Annotated in this window: 16 protein-coding genes; 14 read left to right on the top strand and 2 right to left on the bottom strand. The window is 42.3% G+C overall.

Going from position 1 to position 20049, the window contains the following annotated elements; all coding sequences use genetic code 11:
* Nucleotides 1–14: 14 nt before the first annotated feature.
* Complete coding sequence (alaS, locus tag TZ90_RS02515) at nucleotides 15–2633, top strand: alanine--tRNA ligase (protein WP_045611284.1); 2619 nt, start codon at nucleotides 15–17, stop codon at nucleotides 2631–2633.
* Between the two features lie 90 nt (nucleotides 2634–2723).
* Here alaS and TZ90_RS02520 read toward each other — a convergent pair whose 3' ends face one another.
* The gene (locus TZ90_RS02520; protein WP_045611286.1) at nucleotides 2724–4178 is read right to left on the bottom strand and encodes an alpha-amylase; all 1455 of its coding nucleotides are present in this window, start codon (nucleotides 4176–4178) and stop codon (nucleotides 2724–2726) included.
* A gap of 177 nt (nucleotides 4179–4355) precedes the next feature.
* Here TZ90_RS02520 and TZ90_RS02525 point away from each other — a divergent pair, with 177 nt between their 5' ends.
* Complete coding sequence (locus TZ90_RS02525) at nucleotides 4356–5105, top strand: ABC transporter ATP-binding protein (protein WP_045611288.1); 750 nt, start codon at nucleotides 4356–4358, stop codon at nucleotides 5103–5105.
* A complete protein-coding gene (locus tag TZ90_RS02530; protein ID WP_045611290.1) occupies nucleotides 5086–6720 on the top strand; it encodes a hypothetical protein in 1635 nt (544 codons plus the stop codon). Before TZ90_RS02525 ends, TZ90_RS02530 begins: the two co-directional genes overlap by 20 nt.
* A gap of 569 nt (nucleotides 6721–7289) precedes the next feature.
* Here the strand turns inward: TZ90_RS02530 and TZ90_RS02540 are convergent.
* A complete protein-coding gene (locus tag TZ90_RS02540) occupies nucleotides 7290–9407 on the bottom strand; it encodes an LTA synthase family protein (RefSeq protein WP_045612535.1) in 2118 nt (705 codons plus the stop codon).
* A 149-nt stretch (nucleotides 9408–9556) separates the two neighbouring features.
* Between TZ90_RS02540 and TZ90_RS02545 the strand changes: the two genes are divergently transcribed.
* The 11 genes from TZ90_RS02545 (at nucleotide 9557) to TZ90_RS02595 (ending at nucleotide 19958) form a co-directional block, all read left to right on the top strand.
* Complete coding sequence (locus TZ90_RS02545; protein WP_045611293.1) at nucleotides 9557–10720, top strand: class I SAM-dependent rRNA methyltransferase; 1164 nt, start codon at nucleotides 9557–9559, stop codon at nucleotides 10718–10720.
* Nucleotides 10717–11394 (top strand): type I 3-dehydroquinate dehydratase, encoded by a 678-nt coding sequence (gene aroD / locus TZ90_RS02550; RefSeq protein ID WP_000767758.1) that lies wholly within the window; start codon nucleotides 10717–10719, stop codon nucleotides 11392–11394. The genes TZ90_RS02545 and aroD overlap by 4 nt, the downstream gene beginning before the upstream one ends.
* Nucleotides 11384–12238 carry a shikimate dehydrogenase gene (locus TZ90_RS02555; protein ID WP_045611294.1) on the top strand — a complete coding sequence of 285 codons (855 nt, stop codon included), beginning with the start codon at nucleotides 11384–11386 and terminating at the stop codon, nucleotides 12236–12238. Before aroD ends, TZ90_RS02555 begins: the two co-directional genes overlap by 11 nt.
* Before the next feature lie 18 nt (nucleotides 12239–12256).
* Nucleotides 12257–13324, top strand: coding sequence for a 3-dehydroquinate synthase (aroB, locus tag TZ90_RS02560; RefSeq protein ID WP_045611295.1), 1068 nt, complete (start codon nucleotides 12257–12259; stop codon nucleotides 13322–13324).
* A 9-nt stretch (nucleotides 13325–13333) separates the two neighbouring features.
* Complete coding sequence (gene aroC / locus TZ90_RS02565) at nucleotides 13334–14500, top strand: chorismate synthase (protein ID WP_045611298.1); 1167 nt, start codon at nucleotides 13334–13336, stop codon at nucleotides 14498–14500.
* Between the two features lie 9 nt (nucleotides 14501–14509).
* The gene (locus TZ90_RS02570) at nucleotides 14510–15613 is read left to right on the top strand and encodes a prephenate dehydrogenase (RefSeq protein ID WP_045611299.1); all 1104 of its coding nucleotides are present in this window, start codon (nucleotides 14510–14512) and stop codon (nucleotides 15611–15613) included.
* A 10-nt stretch (nucleotides 15614–15623) separates the two neighbouring features.
* The gene (locus TZ90_RS02575) at nucleotides 15624–15962 is read left to right on the top strand and encodes a YlbF/YmcA family competence regulator (protein WP_045611301.1); all 339 of its coding nucleotides are present in this window, start codon (nucleotides 15624–15626) and stop codon (nucleotides 15960–15962) included.
* 91 nt (nucleotides 15963–16053) lie between these two features.
* Nucleotides 16054–17337: a 3-phosphoshikimate 1-carboxyvinyltransferase gene (gene aroA / locus TZ90_RS02580; protein WP_045611302.1), complete on the top strand. Its 1284-nt coding sequence runs from the start codon at nucleotides 16054–16056 to the stop codon at nucleotides 17335–17337.
* On the top strand, nucleotides 17330–17806 hold the full coding sequence (locus TZ90_RS02585) for a shikimate kinase (RefSeq protein WP_045611304.1): 477 nt from the start codon (nucleotides 17330–17332) through the stop codon (nucleotides 17804–17806). The genes aroA and TZ90_RS02585 overlap by 8 nt, the downstream gene beginning before the upstream one ends.
* Nucleotides 17803–18651 carry a prephenate dehydratase gene (gene pheA / locus TZ90_RS02590; RefSeq protein ID WP_045611306.1) on the top strand — a complete coding sequence of 283 codons (849 nt, stop codon included), beginning with the start codon at nucleotides 17803–17805 and terminating at the stop codon, nucleotides 18649–18651. The genes TZ90_RS02585 and pheA overlap by 4 nt, the downstream gene beginning before the upstream one ends.
* Entirely contained in the window at nucleotides 18648–19958 is a 1311-nt protein-coding gene (locus TZ90_RS02595) for an LCP family protein (RefSeq protein ID WP_045611307.1), read from the top strand. Before pheA ends, TZ90_RS02595 begins: the two co-directional genes overlap by 4 nt.
* Nucleotides 19959–20049 lie beyond the last annotated feature (91 nt).

Genomic DNA, 20049 nt, shown 5'->3' on the forward strand with positions numbered 1-20049 from the left:
AATAAGGAGACAATATGAAACAACTATCTAGTGCACAAGTACGCCAAATGTGGCTTGATTTCTGGGCGACCAAAGGTCACTCAGTAGAACCATCAGTGAGCTTGGTTCCTGTAAATGACCCAACTCTTTTGTGGATCAACTCTGGGGTAGCAACCCTTAAGAAATACTTTGACGGGACCATTATCCCTGAAAATCCACGTATTACTAATGCCCAAAAGGCTATCCGTACCAACGATATCGAGAACGTAGGGAAGACTGCACGTCACCATACCATGTTTGAAATGTTGGGGAACTTCTCAATCGGGGATTACTTCCGTGACGAAGCCATCACTTGGGCTTATGAGCTTTTGACAAGCCCAGAATGGTTTGACTTCCCAGCTGAGAAACTTTACATGACCTACTATCCAGACGATAAAGATTCTTACAACCGCTGGATTGAAGTAGGAGTGGACCCAAGTCACTTGATTCCAATCGAGGACAACTTCTGGGAAATCGGTGCTGGACCTTCTGGACCAGATACAGAGATTTTCTTTGACCGTGGAGAAGCTTTTGATCCAGAAAATATCGGTCTTCGCCTGCTTGCAGAGGATATCGAAAACGACCGTTATATCGAAATCTGGAACATCGTTTTGTCACAATTTAATGCAGATCCTGCTGTTCCTCGTAGCGAGTACAAGGAATTGCCACACAAGAACATTGATACGGGCGCTGGTTTGGAGCGTTTGGTAGCGGTTATCCAAGGTGCTAAGACCAACTTTGAAACGGACCTCTTCATGCCAATCATTCGTGAAGTGGAGAAATTGTCTGGTAAGGTTTATGACCAAGATGGCGACAACATGAGCTTCAAGGTCATCGCTGACCACATCCGTTCCCTTTCATTTGCCATCGGTGATGGTGCCCTTCCAGGAAATGAAGGTCGTGGTTATGTCCTTCGTCGTCTTCTCCGTCGTGCTTCTATGCATGGTCAAAAATTGGGTATCAACGAGCCTTTCCTTTACAAACTCGTTCCAACCGTTGGAAAAATCATGGAAAGCTACTACCCAGAAGTGCTTGAAAAACGTGACTTTATCGAAAAAATCGTTAAGAGCGAAGAAGAATCATTTGCCCGTACCCTTCACTCAGGTCAACACTTTGCCCAAGGCATTGTAGCTGACTTGAAAGAAAAAGGTCAATCTGTCATTGCTGGTTCAGATGTATTTAAACTTTACGACACTTATGGATTCCCAGTTGAATTGACTGAAGAAATCGCTGAAGAAGCTGGGATGACTGTAGACCGTGAAGGATTTGAAGCAGCCATGAAAGAACAGCAAGAACGCGCGCGTGCCTCAGCTGTCAAGGGTGGCTCAATGGGGATGCAAAATGAAACCCTTCAAAACATCACTGTAGAAAGTGTCTTCAACTACAATGCTAGCCAATTGCCTTCTAAGTTGGTGGCTATCGTAGCGGATAATGCAGAAGTAGAAGCTGTAGCAGAAGGAATTGCCTCTCTTATCTTTGCAGAAACACCATTCTACGCTGAAATGGGTGGACAGGTCGCTGACCACGGACAAATCTTGGATGAGTCAGGTAAGGTCGTGGCTACTGTGACCAATGTTCAAAAAGCACCAAACGGACAAGCACTTCACACGGTTGAAGTTCTTGCACCTCTTGCCTTGAACCAAGAATATACCTTGGCAATTGATACAAATCGTCGTCACCGTGTTATGAAAAACCACACTGCGACTCACTTGCTTCACGCTGCCCTTCATAATATCCTTGGAAACCATGCAACACAAGCAGGATCTCTTAACGAAGTCGAATTCCTTCGCTTTGACTTTACTCATTTCCAAGCTGTGACTGCTGAAGAATTGCGTGCCATTGAACAGCAAGTCAACGAGAAAATCTGGGAAGCTCTTGAAGTTAAGACAGTTGAAACGGATATTGATACTGCTAAAGAAATGGGAGCTATGGCTCTCTTTGGTGAGAAATACGGCAAGGAAGTTCGTGTTGTTACTATCGGTGACTACTCTATCGAGCTTTGTGGTGGTACCCACGTTGGCAACACTTCTGAGATTGGACTCTTCAAGATTGTCAAAGAAGAAGGTATCGGATCAGGAACTCGCCGTATTTTAGCAGTGACTGGTAAGGAAGCTTTTGAAGCCTACCGCGAACAAGAAGATGCTCTTAAAGCTGTCGCAGCAACCTTGAAAGCACCTCAAGTCAAGGAAGTACCTCACAAGGTGGAAGGACTCCAAGAACAACTTCGTCAACTTCAAAAAGAAAATGCTGAGTTGAAAGAAAAAGCCGCAGCAGCTGCCGCAGGTGATATCTTCAAGGATGTTAAGGAAGTCAACGGTCACCGTTACATTGCTAGTCAAGTGTCTGTATCAGATGCAGGTGCCCTTCGTACCTTTGCAGATAACTGGAAACAAAAAGACTACTCTGATGTGCTTGTCCTAGTTGCAGCTATTGGTGACAAGGTCAATGTCCTTGTCGCAAGCAAGACAAAAGACCTTCATGCAGGAAACCTTGTCAAAGAATTGGCACCAATCGTCGATGGACGTGGTGGTGGTAAACCAGACATGGCCATGGCAGGAGGAAGCAACCAAGCTAAGATCCAAGAATTGTTGGATGCCGTAGCAGGTAAATTGTAAGAAAACAAAGATCTATCCATTAGGGTAGGTTTTTTTTGTGAATACAAAAAAGCCAAATCCGATTGAACCTGGCTTGATAATCATTGGCAATTAGATTGTATTGGCTGCCCAGACACTTACCGAAGCAGTTGAGACTGGAAATTGTCCATAACCTTCCTCATCAATTGTAACTTGACCTAGGTGGTTTTCAAGTAAATCTACAAAGGTTTGGTTAGCCCATTCTTGGCCGACAAACATTGATTTGCTGTTTTCTTGGTCATTTGAAATCAAGACTGCGATTGGGGATTGATTTTCAGCACCTGAACGTACCCAACCGATACAGTTAGCATCATCAAAGTAGTCATTTTGTTCTCCATAGGCCAAGTCTTTTCGGATGGCTAGGAGGCGGTCAAGGACTTCTTTGAAATCTTGTTGAGCATACTGCCCTGAAATCCCATAGTAGTCTCCGTAAAAGACACATGGAAGGCCGTCTTGACGTAATAGAATGAGAGTATAGGCTGCTGGTTTGAACCATTCTTCAACAGTAGACTCAAGAGCCTGACCACGTTGGGTATCGTGGTTGTCGACAAAGGTTACAGCCTTGTCAGGTTTGAGTTCAACCAAGCTATCTGTGAAAATACCACGAAGGTCATAGTTGGAACCTGCTCGGCTAGCATCAAAGAGATTCTGGTGGAGACGAACATCAACAAGGTCGAATCGTTCTTCCGTTTTTTCAAGATAGTCTAGATTGGCTTCCTTGTCAGGATTCCAGAATTCACCAAAAACATAGAAATCTTCACCGTATTTTTCCTTCATATCACGGATGAAATTGCTCATGAAGAAAGAGTCAATGTGTTTAACAGCATCCAAGCGGAAACCAGCTACACCAGTCGTTTCCATGAACCAGTCAGCCCAGTCATAGATATTTTGGATGACTTCAGGATGTTTAAAGTCTAGGTCGGCATACATGAGGTAGTCGTAGTTTCCGTTTTCGTTATCGACCAATTCCTCATTTGCCCAGCCCTTGTTGTCCCCTTGGATGAGATAAATGCCAGACTTTCGGCGTTTGGCATCATAGTCTGTACCGGTGAAGTGGTACCAGTGCCAGTGGAAGTCATTGTAGGTATCTTGGCGACCATCGAAGGTAAAGCTAGTCCAGCCATTGATGGTGAAGGGTTCCCCAAGTTCAACTGTACGGTCTACAGGATCCACCTCAATAACCTGAAAGGCTTCCATGTGATCAGCAGCAGCCTTGTGATTGAGCACCACATCGGCCATAGGTTGAATTCCCTGTGCTTTTAGAGCTTGAATGGCTTGAAGATAGTCTTCTTTAAAACCATACTTGGTGCGGACAGTTCCTTTCTGGTTAAACTCGCCTAGGTCGAATAAGTCATAGACCCCATAGCCGACATCTTTTTCATTGGTCGCCTTGAAAGCTGGTGGCATCCAGACATGGCTGATACCGAGATCAGCTAGGTGTTGAGCATCTTCAGCCAGACGTGTCCAGTGCTGACCGTCGTGGGGCAGATACCATTCAAAGTATTGCATGAGTGTTTGATTTTGCATGATGTTTCCTCTTACTTGTCAATCTTGTTCTTTATTCTATCATAAAGTATCGGTTAGCTCAAACGTTTGCGTAAAACTGAATAATAAGTTTTTGACTATTTTATATAAAATGTTGATTTTTAAAATGAAAGCGCTATAATTATAGTAAATTACATAGATAAAGAGAGGAGATTTCTCATGATTGAATTTCAAAATGTTAGTAAGTTGTATGGTGATAAAGAGGCCTTGAGCAATCTCAATCTGCAGATTGAAAATGGAGAGATTATGGGCTTGATTGGCCATAATGGGGCTGGAAAATCGACCACTATAAAATCCTTAGTCAGTATCATTTCACCCAGCAGTGGTCGTATTTTGGTAGACGGTCAGGAGTTATCGGAAAATCGTTTAGCTATTAAACGAAAGATTGGCTATGTAGCAGACTCGCCTGACTTATTTTTACGCTTAACGGCCAATGAATTTTGGGAATTGATTGCTTCATCCTATGATCTGACTAGCTCTGACTTGGAGGCTAGTCTAGCTAGGCTATTGAACGTTTTTGATTTTGCTGAAAACCGCTATCAGGTTATTGAAACCCTTTCTCACGGAATGCGTCAGAAAGTCTTTGTCATCGGAGCACTCTTGTCCGATCCCGATATTTGGGTCTTGGACGAACCCTTGACAGGTTTGGATCCCCAGGCTGCCTTTGATTTGAAGCAAATGATGAAGGAGCATGCGCAAAAAGGCAAGACGGTCTTGTTTTCAACTCATGTCCTAGAGGTGGCAGAGCAAGTCTGTGATCGGATTGCCATTTTGAAAAAGGGGCATTTGATTTATTGTGGTAGCGTAGAGGACTTGAGAAAAGACCATCCAGACCAGTCTTTAGAAAGTATCTATCTTAGCCTTGCTGGTAGAAAAGAGGAGGTTTCAGATGCGTCTCAAAGTCATTAAAAAATTAGTTGATATCAATATCCTCTATTCATCTCAAGAAGCTAATCTGGCTAACCTACGAAAGAAGCAAGCTAAAAATCCTGGAAAAAAAGTAAATGTTTCCGCTAGAGTCCTAAGTTCTTACATTTTTTCTAGTCTCTTGATGCTTTTCATGTTTATAAATATAGCCTTTCGTTTTCCTTTTGATAAAATACCTGTTTATTTTAGTTTTATGGTTGCTATTTTACTAGTGATTGCCTTTTCAACTTCTTTAACTGCCTTTTACAATGTCTTTTATGAGAGTAAGGACTTGGTATCGTATAGGCCTTATGCCTTTAAAGAATCAGAGATTATAATTGCTAAAGGACTGTCTGTCCTCTTGCCAGCTCTGCCTGGAATTGTACCAATCCTAGCTTATTTTCTAGTCCTCTACATTAGGCTAGCACCTTCTCTTTGGCTTGGCTTGCCTTTGATGCTACTGTCCTTGGCTCTATTATTTGTTTCTGTGGCTCTAGTGATGGTAGTGGCAGTGCATTTCTTGGCTCAAACTGCGCTTTTTAGAAAGTATCAGTCTATTTTTTCGAATGTGATGATTGGGATAGGAGTTCTCACACCTTTAATATTTGTCTTCTTTCTACAGTCGACTTCTAGAGGTATAGGTGATCAGACTAAAGAAATTCCACCTCTTCTTTATCCTATTCATCTCTTTTACAAAATAGCAGTGGAGCCTTTTTCGATAGAAGCCATCCTAGGTCTGCTCGCTTGGATAGCTTTAACTCTTTTCTTGCTTTACCTGACCAAAAAGAAGGTTTTGCCTCGTTTTTATGATGTGATCCTACTTAATAGTGAGGAGAAGGTCAAAAAAGAACGTCGCAGTAAGGAGGGGCTCTCAACTACTAAAAAGGGCTTTTTCCGTATGGTTTTACGCTACCACCTCACCCTTTTGGGACAGGGGACTGGCGTGATTACAGTGCTTTTTACAAGTGCTTTCCTTCCTTATCTCATGATGATCGGTCTGATTTCCAACATCCGAGATTCTCAGATAGTTCCAGACATTCATCCTCCATACTGGTTACCCTTGTTTTTTATAGGTCTCTTTCTAGCTGTTGTCAATAACAATATCACCAGCCTGCATTCAATTGCCTTATCCTTGGAGAGGGAAAATGTTGATTTTCTGAAGAGTTTACCCTTTGACTTTGCTCGTTATGTAAAAGTGAAATTTTGGATTATATTTGCTGTCCAGTCCTTTTTACCAGTTCTGACTTTACTTGGTCTTTCTCTATATTTAGGCTTGCCCATCCTTTCGATGATTTACCTTCTTGTAGTCTGGACCCTTGCCAGTGTCATCCTTTCTTGCCACCATTACCTTAAGGACGTAAAAAATCTGTCAACCAATTGGAGTAGTATTACTGACCTGGTGAATCGTTCAAATGGTATAGTAGCAATAGTTTTACTCTTAATCTATAGTGCAATCCTGATGGCCCTTGTAATCGGAAGCATATTCTTGGTTCAGTCTCTCGCCCCTGTCCTTGCCATCAGCTTGGGAGTAGGAGTTCTTATCCTCTTACTTGCTCTTGCTATTTTTGGCTATCATTACTACCTATCACGCATATTAGCAGAAATAGAAAAAAGATGAGATAGTTGGTCGCTTGCTTGATAAATTCAATTCGACAAACGTTTTTATAGTTTGTTATAATGTAGTTGTAAATGATTAAGATTGGTAATCAAAAAATAAAGAGGGGAATGTCATGAATAAGAAATATAATAAGTTTCTATTTTTGTTGTTTATAGTTTATTTATTTGGATATTTTTCAATTTCAAAAACGTTAATTCCTTTAATGTGTGTGATCCAAGTATTTTTGATAGAACATATATTTAGAGTTCGAAATAGGATTATGCAGATAGGTGAAATTATAATTATTGTTGCTTCTATGATATTATTTATTGATAGTATATTGAGTTTGTAACAAAAGGCTTTACTATATAATTAAATTTTCCATATATTTGCTGAAGCTGATTTATCTTCTCTCTATGACTTCTCAACTTTATTCTATTATCTTTGTCACTAAATTTGACAGACACATATTGCAGGTAAAACCTCTCTACCTACAATCTCACAGTTAACCTGAGGCTAGTTTGTTCTTGGATTTTCGTTGAATTTTATTTTATAAAAAGAAATGCTCCTCCAAGACGGAAGAGCATCTTTTATTGTGATTTTGATTCGGTTTCTGCCGACTCTGGATGGAGTTCTTGGTAACTTGGAGCTTTGAAAAGGTCAGTACTGGTCTTACCTTGTCGTTGGCTAAAGAGACTGGTGGATTGACTACCTTTTTCCTGCTCAATCTTTTGAAGAATTGGTAAGGAATTGAGGTAAGAAATACTTTCTGTATCAACTTTTCCAAGATGATCAGCTTGGTAGAAACGTATCAAATCACCAGTTTGAATTTGGTCGCTGATTTTTAGCTGTTGGCTGGCTGCCTGCCGAACGCTTTCTAGTTCAGTTTGAGCTTGTTCATCAAGATTGCTGATTTCAAGACCGCTTTCAGTATAGTAGGTTCGTCCGTCGTAGTTGGTGTATTTTGGTGTGACGAAGGAATTAGCAGTTCGAAAGGCAACTATTTCTTGATGATCTGGAGACAGAAGGTCTTGGCCGACTTGAAGGAAGGAAGTGGATTCGATACCAAGGAGGTGTTCGAGAGTTGGTAAGATATCGATTTGTCCACCGTAGGTATTGATGATTTGTCCTTTTTCATAGCCAGGCATGACCACCATAAAAGGCACTCGTTGCAACATGGCATTGTCGTAATTCGCCCAGTTCTCAGAAGTCTTGCCAATCAAGGGAGCCAGCTCAGGATTGCGGGAGTTAGAAATGCCATAATGGTCTCCGTAGATGACGATGATGGATTTTTCATAGAGGCCACTTTCTTTGAGATAGTCAAAGAAGGCCTTGATAGCACTATCCAGATAGTTAGCTGTTTGGAAGTAGCCGTTGATTGTTTCATCTTTGGTTTTAGCCAGTGGGAAACCAAGCTCATCGCCTGTTAGATTGCTAGCATAGGGATAGTGATTGGATACCGTGATATACTTAGCATAAAAAGGCTGTTGCAGGTGCTCTAGATATTGGATAGAATCTTTCATCATGATTTTATCATTTAAACCATATTGGAAAGAATTGCTACTGTCTTGCTTAGTAAAATAGGAAGCATCAAAGAAGCATTGGTAACCCCATTGTTTATAGGTCGTATTTCGGTTCCAGAAGGTCCCAATGTTACCATGAAAGACTGCACTTGATTGGTAGCCATTTTTTGATAGGATAAAAGGCGCAGCCTGCTGGGTATTGGTACCTCCATAGTTGACCATAAAGGAACCTTGGTCAAGTCCAAACAAACCGGTCTCTAGCATGGTTTCCGCATCTGAGGTTTTACCAGCCTTGACTTGGTTAAAGATATTCGAAAAGGCTAGGGTTGCTTGCGAATGGTAGAGGGAATTAAGGAAGGGAGTGACTTCATGCTCAGTTCCATCTATGTTGAGTTTATAGTCAAGTAGAAATTGCTGGAAACTCTCCAAGTGGAGATAAATTACATTTTTCCCTTTGGCCAAGCCAAAATAGTCTGGATTAGGCTTAGCAGCATGTTCTTGAATATAGTCTGTGATAGGTTGAAGATCAGTCTCAGAGGCCTTGGCACGTTCTTTGTTGGCACTGTAGGATTGGTTGGCACTATAGCCTAAAAAGGCTGGCAAACTAAGGGCGCGGACAACATAATAATTAGAAAATCCTCGCGATAGGAGATCGGGACGTTCGATTTCAGCCAAGAAAAGATTAGCAGAAAAGAGCAGGGCTGAGAGAGCAGTGATAGCAACACTGGAGCGGAATTTGAAAGGTCTCCTGTCCAGCTGGATGATCTTTTTATAGAGAAGATAAGCTAGCAGTGGGAAATCCATAAAATAGATGAAATCCCAAAGGCGTAGTAACTCTAGTTCCGCAGTACCAACAGATACCTTGCTGACCACTTTCATGGTATTAGCCGTGATAAAGTCGCTAAATTCTCGATAGTAAAAGACATTGGAATAAAGCCAAATGAATAAAAGGCTGTAAATAGTTATACTAAGACTGTAAAAGGCCTTGGTTGAGCGAGTATAGAGGGCTAGAGCCAGCAGGAGGAGTCCCAAAGGAAGGGGGTTGAAAAAGGCGATAAAGGCAAGGTAATTTCCTTGCAATTTGCCTACTTGAATATCTAAATTAAAGTCAACGGTATAGGCTAGTAAGGTCTTGAGCCAATAGAGGATTAAAAGGGTTAGGACAAAACCCAGTCTGGTACCCATAGCTTTTTGGATTTTGTTAAAATTAATTCTCACACAATTACTTCCTAAGTTTTTATTAGTATTAGTATACCATTTTTTAAAACTAGAGTAAAAAAGCAAGGGTAGTTTCTTTTTTGAGAATTGTCACAAAATTTGCTATAATAGTGACTATGAATAGAATAAGAGTCAACAAACGGGTTGAAAAGAAGCTCGCTAAGGGGCTAGTTTTACTAGAAGCCAGTGATCTTGAGAATGTCAATCTCAAGGATCAGGAAGTAGAAGTCTATCGTCAAGAAGGCACCTTTCTTGGTACTGCCTACCTTTCTCAGCAAAACAAGGGCTTGGGCTGGTTTGTGAGCACAGACAAGGTGACCTTCAATCAAGCTTTCTTTGAAACGCTGTTTAGACAAGCTAAAGAAAAGAGAAGTGCCTACTATCAAGATGAATTGACAACTGCCTTTCGTCTCTTCAACCAAGAGGGAGATGGCTTTGGTGGTCTGACAGTGGACCTTTATGGCGACTATGCTGTCTTTTCTTGGTATAACTCTTATGTTTATCAGATTCGCAAGGTTATCTCAGAAGCTTTTAGACAGGTTTTTCCTGAGGTGTTAGGGACCTATGAGAAGATCCGCTTTAAGGGTTTGGACTATGAATCTGCCCATATTTATGGCCAAGAAGCACCTGATTTTTTCACTGTTCTGGAAAATGGTGTCTTGTATCAAGTCTTTATGAACGATGGCTTGATGACAGGGATTTTCCTAGACCAGCATGAAGTTCGCGGTAGTTTAGTGGATGGATTGGCTATGGGCAAATCTTTGCTCAACATGTTTTCTTATACAGCAGCCTTTTCAGTAGCTGCGGCCATGGGAGGAGCAAGCCAGACTACTTCGGTTGACCTAGCTAAACGTTCACGAGAATTGTCTCAAGCACATTTTCAGGCAAATGGAATCAGCACAGACGACCATCGTTTTATAGTCATGGATGTCTTTGAGTATTTCAAGTATGCTAAGCGAAAAGGCTTGACTTATGATGTGATTGTCCTAGATCCGCCTAGCTTTGCTCGGAACAAAAAACAAACGTTCTCTGTGGCCAAGGATTATCACAAGTTGATTTCCCAGAGTCTTGAGATTTTAAATCCGGACGGTATTATCATTGCCAGCACCAATGCTGCCAATGTATCCCGCCAGAAATTTACAGAACAAATTGATAAAGGCTTTGCAGGAAGAAGTTACCAGATTTTAAACAAATACGGTCTTCCAGCAGATTTCGCCTATAATAAAAAAGATGAAAGTAGTAATTACCTCAAGGTGATTAGTATGAAGGTTAGTAAATGAAATTAATCGTTTCAGTAATGCCAAGAAGTTTAGAGGAAGCTCAGGCTCTGGATGCCACGAGGTATCTGGATGCCGACATCATTGAATGGCGTGCCGACTATCTGCCTAAGGAAGCAATTTTGCAGGTGGCTCCAGCTATTTTTGAAAAATTCGCAGGCCGTGAGTTGGTTTTCACATTGCGAACTCGCTCTGAAGGGGGAGAAATCGACCTTTCTCCAGAAGAATATATCCATCTAATCAAGGAAGTGGCGCAACTCTATCAACCAGACTATATTGATTTTGAGTACTACAGCTACAAGGATGTTTTTGAAGAAATGCTGGACTTCCCAAATCTTATTTTGAGTTACCACAATTTCCAAGAAACACCTGAGAACATGATGGAAATCTTGTCAGAGTTGACGAGCCTAAATCCAAAACTTGTTAAGGTTGCGGTGATGGCTCACACGGAGCAGGATGTGCTAGACTTGATGAACTATACACGAGGCTTTAAAACTCTCAATCCTGAGCAGGAATATGTAACGATTTCTATGGGCAAGGTGGGCAAGGTATCTCGTATCACTGCGGATGTGACGGGTTCTAGCTGGTCTTTTGCTAGTCTAGATGAGGCTAGTGCTCCTGGGCAGATTTCCTTAGCTAACATGAAAAAAATTCGGGAGATTTTGGATGAAGCTTGATGGCTATACACGTTTAGCTGCCGTTGTTGCTAATCCTATTAAGCATTCTATTTCCCCCTTTATTCACAATAGTGCCTTTGAGGTGACAGCTACCAATGGTGCTTACGTGGCTTGGGAGATTGAAGCGGCTGACTTGGAAGTCACAGTGGCTAATATTCGTCGCTACCAGATGTTTGGCATCAATCTGTCCATGCCCTATAAGGAGCAGGTGATTCCTTATTTGGATGAGATGAGCGACGAAGCGCGCTTGATTGGTGCGGTTAATACGGTTGTCAATGAGAATGGCAATTTAATTGGATATAATACAGATGGCAAGGGATTTTTTAAGAGCTTGCCTTCTTTTACAATTACAGGTAAGAAGATGACCCTGCTGGGTGCAGGTGGTGCGGCTAAATCCATTTTGGCGCAAGCTATTTTGGACGGCGTCAGTCAGATTTCGGTCTTTGTTCGTTCAGTTTCGATGGAAAAAACAAGACCTTATCTAGACAAGTTACAGGAGCAGACAGGTTTTAAAGTGGACCTGTATGCTTTAGAAGATGTTCCTGAACTGCAAGCAAGGATTGCCGAGTCGGATTTACTTGTCAATGCTACAAGTGTAGGGATGGACGGTCAATCATCTCCAGTTCCTGAAAGCATTGTCCTATCAGAAACTCTTTTAGTAGCAGATATCATTTACCAACCCTATGAAACGCCATTTTTGAAGTGGGCCAGAAGTCAGGGCAATCCAGCGATCAATGGCCTGGGAATGTTGCTATATCAAGCTGCAGAAGCTTTTCAACTGTGGACAGGAAAGGAAATGCCGACAGAAGAGATTTGGCAGTCCCTAACAGAAAAATACCAATAAAGAAAAGGAGATTCTCCTATGAAAATCAGAATCGATATTCCTCATCATCCTTATGATATTCAGATTGAAAAAGGTTGTCTGGCTCAGGCTGGTCAATGGTTGCGAGAACTCTGGCAACCACAAAAAGTGGTTATCATAACAGACAACCATGTAGCCTCTCTCTATGCGGAGAAGGTCAAGCTCAGCCTAGAAGATGCTGGTTTTCAGGTAGCAGTTTTTGACTTTTTAGAAGGGGAAGAAAGAAAGAATTTAACCACTGTCCAGAAAGTCTATGAATTTTTAGTCAAGCAAGGTCTGACTCGTAGCGATGGAATCGTGGCTCTTGGTGGTGGTGTCGTTGGGGACCTGGCTGGTTTTGTAGCCTCTACCTATATGCGGGGCATTCATTTTGTTCAGATACCGACTAGCTTGACAGCCCAGGTGGATTCTTCTATCGGTGGAAAGACGGGTGTTAATACTCCATTTGCTAAAAATATGGTGGGTACCTTTGCCCAACCAGATGGGGTTCTGATTGACCCACTTGTTCTTGAAACCCTCGGAAAAAGAGAGTTGATTGAAGGAATGGGTGAAGTTATCAAGTATGGCTTGATTGAGGATCCAGAACTATGGACTCTATTGACGGAGCTGGATGGTTCTGTAGAGAGCATTCTGGAACATGCGGAGACTTTGATTGAACATTCTTGTCAGGTTAAGCGCAAGATGGTAGTTGAGGATGAGTTGGACAATGGTGTACGCCTTTACCTTAACTTTGGCCACACTATTGGTCATGCCATTGAAGCAACGGCCGGTTATGGAAAAGTCATGCATGGAGAAGCTGTGGCCATGGGCATGGTGCAGATTTCCAAGGTTGCTGAGAAAAAGGGTCTCATGCCAGCTGGCATTACCCAGTCCATCACAGAAATGTGTCAGAAATTTGGCTTGCCTGTTGACTATGAAAACTGGGATGTTGACAAGCTTTATCAGGCTTTGACTCATGATAAGAAGGCGCGTGGCAATACCTTGAAATTGGTCTTGGTGCCAGAGCTTGGTTCTGCAACCATCTACCCAGTTTCTCTGGAAGAGATGAAAGACTACTTGGTAAAATAAGGAGAGTGTATGAGATATTTAACTGCAGGAGAATCACACGGTCCCCGTCTGACGGCTATCATTGAAGGAATTCCAGCTGGACTTCCTTTGACAGCTGAGGATATCAATGGCGATCTTAAACGCCGTCAGGGTGGCTACGGCCGCGGTGGTCGTATGAAGATTGAGAGTGACCAGGTTGTCTTTACTTCGGGTGTTCGCCACGGGAAGACGACTGGAGCTCCCATTACCATGGATGTCGTCAATAAGGACCATCAGAAATGGCTGGATATCATGTCTGCGGAGGACATTGAAGAGCGACTTAAAAGCAAACGAAAAATCACCCATCCTCGCCCAGGACATGCCGATTTGGTTGGGGGCATCAAGTACCGTTTTGACGATTTGAGAAATTCCTTGGAGCGTTCATCAGCTCGTGAAACCACCATGCGGGTGGCAGTTGGGGCAGTAGCCAAACGCCTCTTGGCTGAGCTGGATATAGAAATCGCCAACCATGTCATAGTCTTCGGTGGCAAGGAAATCGATGTTCCTGAGAATATCACAGTTGCTGAGATTAAGGAAAGAGCTGCCCGGTCTGGAGTTTCTATTGTTAACCAAGAAAGAGAACAGGAAATCAAGGACTATATTGACCAAATCAAACATGATGGTGATACCATCGGTGGGGTTGTGGAGACAGTCGTTGGAGGTGTTCCAGTCGGCCTAGGTTCCTATGTTCAATGGGACAGAAAATTGGATGCGCGATTGGCCCAAGCAGTTGTTTCTATCAATGCCTTTAAAGGGGTGGAATTTGGTCTTGGCTTTGAAGCTGGTTATCGTAAAGGCAGTCAAGTCATGGATGAAATTCTCTGGTCTAAAGAAGACGGCTATACCCGCCGTACCAACAATCTAGGAGGATTTGAAGGTGGTATGACCAATGGGCAACCCATCGTTGTTCGAGGCGTGATGAAACCCATTCCTACTCTCTACAAACCACTCATGAGTGTGGATATCGAAACCCATGAACCCTACAAGGCAACTGTGGAGAGAAGTGATCCGACTGCTCTTCCAGCAGCAGGTGTGGTCATGGAATCCGTTGTGGCAACGGTTCTAGCACAAGAAATCCTTGAAAAATTTTCATCAGATAATCTAGAGGAATTAAAAGAAGCAGTGGCCAAACACCGAGACTATACAAAGAACTATTAAGGAGTTCCTATGGCAAAAACAGTCTATATAGCGGGCCTTGGATTGATTGGTGCCTCTATGGCCCTTGGTATCAAACGCGATCATCCAGATTATGAAATTTTAGGTTATAATCGTAGTCAAGCTTCGAGAGATATTGCCTTGAAAGAAGGCATGATTGACCGTGCAACAGATGATTTTGCCAGTTTTGCTCCTATGGCAGATATCATCATTCTCAGCTTGCCAATCAAACAAACCATTGCTTTTATTAAGGAATTGGCTAACTTGGACTTGAAAGAAGGGGTCATTATTTCAGATGCTGGTTCGACCAAGTCAGCCATTGTGGATGCAGCGGAGCAATATTTGGCTGGCAAACCTGTTCGCTTTATCGGGGCCCATCCTATGGCTGGTAGTCACAAGACAGGGGCTGCTTCTGCGGATGTTAATCTTTTTGAAAATGCCTATTATATCTTCACACCTTCGAGCCTGACAAGTCAGGACACGCTTGAGGAAATGAAGGATCTGCTTTCAGGTCTTCATGCTCGTTTTATCGAGATTGATGCCAAGGAGCATGATCGTGTCACTTCTCAGATTAGCCATTTTCCTCATATTCTGGCCTCCAGTCTCATGGAGCAGACCGCGGTTTATGCTCAAGAACATGAGATGGCAAGGCGCTTTGCGGCAGGTGGTTTTCGAGATATGACTCGGATTGCGGAAAGCGAGCCAGGTATGTGGACTTCCATTCTCTTGTCCAATCGCGAGACTATCCTAGAGCGGATTGAGGATTTCAAGAAGCGTTTGGACGAGATCGGACAAGCCATCAGCAAGGGAGATGAAGAGCAAATCTGGAATTTTTTTAACCAAGCGCGTGAGCAACGTCAGGCCATGGAAATTCATAAGCGTGGTGGTGTGGACAGTTCTTACGACCTCTATGTCGATGTTCCCGATGAAGAAGATGTCATCTTGCGGATTTTGGAACTACTACGTGGAACTTCCTTGGTTAACATCCACATCAACGAGGAAAACCGTGAAGATATTCACGGGATTTTACAAATTTCATTTAAAAATGCTCAAGATTTAGAACGAGCCGAGCACCTCATAACAGAAAATACCGACTACACAGTCGTTATCAAATAAGGAGAAAATTATGTCAAATATTTACGATAGTGCAAACGAACTCAGTCGCGGTCTACGCGAATTACCAGAATACAAGGCTGTCAAAGCAGCTAAAGATGCTATTTCAGCAGATGCTGAGGCAAGCAAAATTTTTACAGAATATGTTGCCTTCCAAGAGGAAATTCAAAGACTAGCCCAGACAGGTCAAATGCCAGATGCATCCTTCCAAGCGAAGATGGAAAACTTTGGTAAACAGATTCAAGGAAATAGCCTCTTGTCAGAATTCTTTACTAAGCAACAACAATTGGCAATTTACCTTTCTGACATTGAAAAAATTGTTTTCGAACCAGTTTCAGAATTGCTAAAATAAGAAAATAACTATCATAAAGTCAGGAATTTTTAAGGAATTTCTGGCTTTTTATGATAAAATAGGTAAAAGTATTGCAAGTATGAGGTCTAGTATGAAACTAAAAACAAACATTAGCCACTTACATGGCAGTATCCGAGTTCCAGGTGACAAGTCTATTAGCCATCGTTCCATAATCTTTGGAAGTTTGGCTGAGGGTGAGACCAAGGTTTATGATATATTACGTGGCGAAGACGTCCTTTCGACCATGCAAGTCTTTCGTGACCTTGGTGTTGAGATTGAGGATAAAGATGGGGTTATTACCATTCAAGGTGTAGGTATGGATGGCTTAAAAGCTCCACAAAATGCCCTTGATATGGGAAATTCTGGAACCTCGATTCGCCTGATTTCAGGTGTCCTTGCTGGTGCAGACTTTGAAGTAGAGATGTTCGGAGACGACAGTCTATCCAAACGTCCTATGGACCGTGTGACCCTTCCCTTGAAAAAAATTGGCGTTAGTATTTCAGGGCAAACTGAGCGAGACCTGCCTCCCCTTCATTTAAAAGGGACGAAAAACCTAAAACCTATTCATTATGAGTTGCCAATTGCTTCTGCCCAAGTCAAGTCAGCCTTGATGTTTGCGGCCTTGCAGGCTCAGGGGGAGTCTGTAATTATCGAAAAAGAGTGCACTCGTAATCATACTGAAGATATGCTGCAACAATTTGGTGGTCATTTAAGTGTGGATGGCAAGAAAATCACAGTCCAAGGGCCTCAAAAACTGACTGGACAAAAGGTGGTTGTTCCAGGAGATATTTCCAGTGCAGCCTTTTGGCTAGTCGCAGGTTTGATTGTTCCAAATTCTCGTGTAGTGCTTAAGAATGTAGGTATTAACGAAACGCGTACAGGAATTATCGATGTCATTCGTGCCATGGGTGGAAAACTAGAAATAACTGAAATTGACCCAGTCGCTAAATCTGCTACCTTAACTGTTGAGTCTTCAGACCTCAAAGGAACAGAGATTGGTGGTGCTTTGATTCCACGCTTGATTGATGAATTGCCAATTATTGCCCTGCTGGCGACCCAAGCCCAAGGTGTCACAGTTATCAAGGATGCTGAGGAACTTAAGGTCAAGGAAACAGACCGCATTCAGGTTGTGGCAGACGCCTTAAATAGCATGGGATCAGATATTATTCCTACAGCTGATGGAATGATTATCAAAGGGAAATCAGCCCTTCACGGTGCTAGAGTCAATACGTTTGGTGACCACCGTATCGGTATGATGACAGCTATCGCGGCCCTCTTGGTTGCTGATGGAGAGGTGGAGCTTGACCGTGCTGAAGCTATCAATACCAGCTATCCTAGCTTCTTTGATGATTTGGAGAGCTTGATTCATGGCTAAGGTGTTATTAGGCTTTATGGGGGCTGGAAAATCGACTATTGCAAGAGGATTGGATCCAGATTATCTCGATATGGATGCTCTGATAGAGAAGCGCTTAGGCATGTCTATTTCGGAATTTTTCTCGGAAATGGGAGAAGAGGCCTTTCGACAGGTAGAGTCAGAAGTATTAGCTGAGTTACTACAAAGAGATCAAGTTGTGTCAACTGGTGGAGGAGTGGTTATTTCTCAGAGAAATCGCAACTTACTCAAGACCAATTCTGATAATATCTACCTGAAAGCCGATTTTGAAACTCTCTACCACCGTATCGCAGCTGATAAGGACAATCAGCGTCCGCTTTTTCTAAATAATAGCAAGGAAGAATTAGCAGCTATTTTCCAAGAAAGACAGGTTTGGTATGAGGAAGTGGCTAGTCGGATTTTGGATGTGACTAAGCTAAGCCCAGAGGAAATTATAGAGGAACTGAGATGAAAATTGCTTATCTAGGTCCCAAGGGATCATTTTCACACCACGTTGTGCAGACAGCTTTTCCTCAGGAGGAATTGCAGGCCTTTGCCAATATTACAGATGTCATCAAGGCCTATGAACAAGGCTTGGTGGACTATTCTGTGGTGCCAGTTGAAAATTCTATTGAGGGTAGTGTTCATGAAACCTTGGACTATCTTTTTCATCAGGCTCGCATTCAAGCAGTTGCAGAAATCGTTCAGCCTATTCATCAGCAGTTGATGGTGGTTCCAGGCCATACTAAGATTGAAAAGATTTTTTCTCATCCACAGGCTTTGGCTCAAGGAAAGAAATTCATCGATGAACAATATCCAGAGGCCCAAATCGAGGTAACAGCTAGTACAGCTTATGCAGCCCGTTTTATTTCCGAACATCCAGACCAGCCTTATGCAGCCATTGCTCCTAGAAGTTCTGCAGAAGAATATGGTTTAGAACTGATTGCTGAGGATATTCAGGAAATGGAAGCCAATTTCACACGTTTCTGGGTTTTAGGAGCTGAAAAGCCTAGTATTCCATTGAAAGCACAAACTGAGAAAATGAGTTTGGCCTTGACCTTACCTGACAACCTTCCAGGTGCCCTTTATAAGGCTCTATCGACCTTTGCTTGGCGAGGAATTGACCTAACAAAAATTGAAAGTCGACCACTCAAGACAGCACTGGGAGAATACTTTTTCATTATCGATGTGGACTATGCCGATAAGAATCTGGTCCACTTTGCCCAAAAAGAATTAGAAGCGATTGGAATCCAGTATAAAGTTCTGGGTGCCTATCCCATTTATCCAATATCAGACCATGGAAAGGAGAGAAGATGAGCAAAGAAAATCCCTTAAGCCATCACGAGCAGTTGCGTTATGACTATCTTTTTAAGAACATTCATTACCTCAATGAGCGAGAGAAAAAAGAGTTTGCATACCTGCAAGGTAAGTTAAATATGGCTAGCAGTAGTAAAGCTTCTCCAGAAATTTATAATGAAAATTACGATATGGAAGAGTCTTTCATGGAACCAGTCAATCAGTCTCCTCTTCCATCCTATGGTAACCGTAGTCGTGCAAAAAAATACCAGAAAAGTCATCCTCTTCCAAAGGTTAAGTCCAAAAAACGTAAGATTCGTTGGGGGCGCATTTTTGCAGGATTGCTTGCCCTTCTAGCCTGTGTCGGTTTTGGCATGATTTTTATGTTCCTAAAAGGCTATTCAAATGCTGATCCAAATAAACCTGCTAATGCTAAGGCAGCTCAAGTAGAAGTTTTTCATGGTCAAGATACCAAGGATGGGGTTAATATCTTGATCATGGGAACGGATGGACGGATTGGCCAAAATAGTACTGAGACGAGAACGGATTCTATTATGGTACTAAATGTTGGTGGCTCAGATAAGAAAATCAAGCTGGTCAGCTTTATGCGTGACAATTTGGTTTATATAGACGGTTATAGCCAAGTCATTAACGGTAGAAAGCAATCCGATAATAAGTTGAATGTGGCCTATGAACTAGGGGAACAAGAAGGCCAAAAAGGGGCAGAAATGGTTCGCCAAGTATTGAAAGATAATTTTGACTTGGATATTAAGTACTATGCCTTGGTTGATTTCCAGGCCTTCGCAACCGCTATTGACACTCTCTTCCCTGATGGGGTGACGATTGATGCCAAATTTTCAACATTGAATGGGCGCCCACTAACAGAAGCTACAGTCGGAGATGATTTACACGCTACTGAGACTGAGTCTCCAACCCAAACCATCAAAGTCGGAAAACAGCAGATGAACGGTTCAACCTTACTCAATTATGCTCGCTTCCGTGATGATGACGAAGGTGATTATGGTCGTACCAAGAGACAACAGCAAGTTTTGACAGCTGTTCTGCAACAACTCAAGGATCCAACTAAACTCTTTACTGGATCAGAAGCACTTGGTAAGGTCTTTGGAATGACCTCTACGAATGTTCCTTATAGTTTCTTATTGACCAATGGCTTATCCTTCCTAGATGGAGCACAAAATGGCATTGAGAGATTAACAGTTCCAGAACTAGGTGATTGGGTCGATGCCTATGATGTCTATGGAGGACAGGCACTCTTAGTAGACCAAAATAAATATCAAACCAAGCTAGCTCAAATGGGAATGAGATAAGTTAAGACAGAAAAATCAAAGTTTGAAGGCTATTTATCTAGCAGTCAGGCTTTGATTTTTTACAGTCTGCAATAGATTTTCATCCCTTATT

Source organism: Streptococcus mitis, assembly GCF_000960005.1.
Taxonomy (GTDB): domain Bacteria; phylum Bacillota; class Bacilli; order Lactobacillales; family Streptococcaceae; genus Streptococcus; species Streptococcus mitis_CK.

What these genes read in the sequence shown, in the direction of transcription:
- TZ90_RS02545 (WP_045611293.1), top strand. Translation starts at nt 9,557, where the DNA reads ATGAATAGAATAAGAGTCAACAAACGGGTTGAAAAGAAGCTCGCTAAG.
- TZ90_RS02595 (WP_045611307.1), top strand. Translation starts at nt 18,648, where the DNA reads ATGAGCAAAGAAAATCCCTTAAGCCATCACGAGCAGTTGCGTTATGAC.
- TZ90_RS02585 (WP_045611304.1), top strand. Translation starts at nt 17,330, where the DNA reads ATGGCTAAGGTGTTATTAGGCTTTATGGGGGCTGGAAAATCGACTATT.
- TZ90_RS02530 (WP_045611290.1), top strand. Translation starts at nt 5,086, where the DNA reads ATGCGTCTCAAAGTCATTAAAAAATTAGTTGATATCAATATCCTCTAT.
- TZ90_RS02520 (WP_045611286.1), bottom strand. Translation starts at nt 4,178, where the DNA reads ATGCAAAATCAAACACTCATGCAATACTTTGAATGGTATCTGCCCCAC.
- alaS (WP_045611284.1), top strand. Translation starts at nt 15, where the DNA reads ATGAAACAACTATCTAGTGCACAAGTACGCCAAATGTGGCTTGATTTC.
- aroA (WP_045611302.1), top strand. Translation starts at nt 16,054, where the DNA reads ATGAAACTAAAAACAAACATTAGCCACTTACATGGCAGTATCCGAGTT.
- TZ90_RS02570 (WP_045611299.1), top strand. Translation starts at nt 14,510, where the DNA reads ATGGCAAAAACAGTCTATATAGCGGGCCTTGGATTGATTGGTGCCTCT.
- TZ90_RS02575 (WP_045611301.1), top strand. Translation starts at nt 15,624, where the DNA reads ATGTCAAATATTTACGATAGTGCAAACGAACTCAGTCGCGGTCTACGC.
- pheA (WP_045611306.1), top strand. Translation starts at nt 17,803, where the DNA reads ATGAAAATTGCTTATCTAGGTCCCAAGGGATCATTTTCACACCACGTT.
- TZ90_RS02555 (WP_045611294.1), top strand. Translation starts at nt 11,384, where the DNA reads ATGAAGCTTGATGGCTATACACGTTTAGCTGCCGTTGTTGCTAATCCT.
- aroB (WP_045611295.1), top strand. Translation starts at nt 12,257, where the DNA reads ATGAAAATCAGAATCGATATTCCTCATCATCCTTATGATATTCAGATT.
- TZ90_RS02540 (WP_045612535.1), bottom strand. Translation starts at nt 9,407, where the DNA reads ATGGGTACCAGACTGGGTTTTGTCCTAACCCTTTTAATCCTCTATTGG.
- aroD (WP_000767758.1), top strand. Translation starts at nt 10,717, where the DNA reads ATGAAATTAATCGTTTCAGTAATGCCAAGAAGTTTAGAGGAAGCTCAG.
- aroC (WP_045611298.1), top strand. Translation starts at nt 13,334, where the DNA reads ATGAGATATTTAACTGCAGGAGAATCACACGGTCCCCGTCTGACGGCT.
- TZ90_RS02525 (WP_045611288.1), top strand. Translation starts at nt 4,356, where the DNA reads ATGATTGAATTTCAAAATGTTAGTAAGTTGTATGGTGATAAAGAGGCC.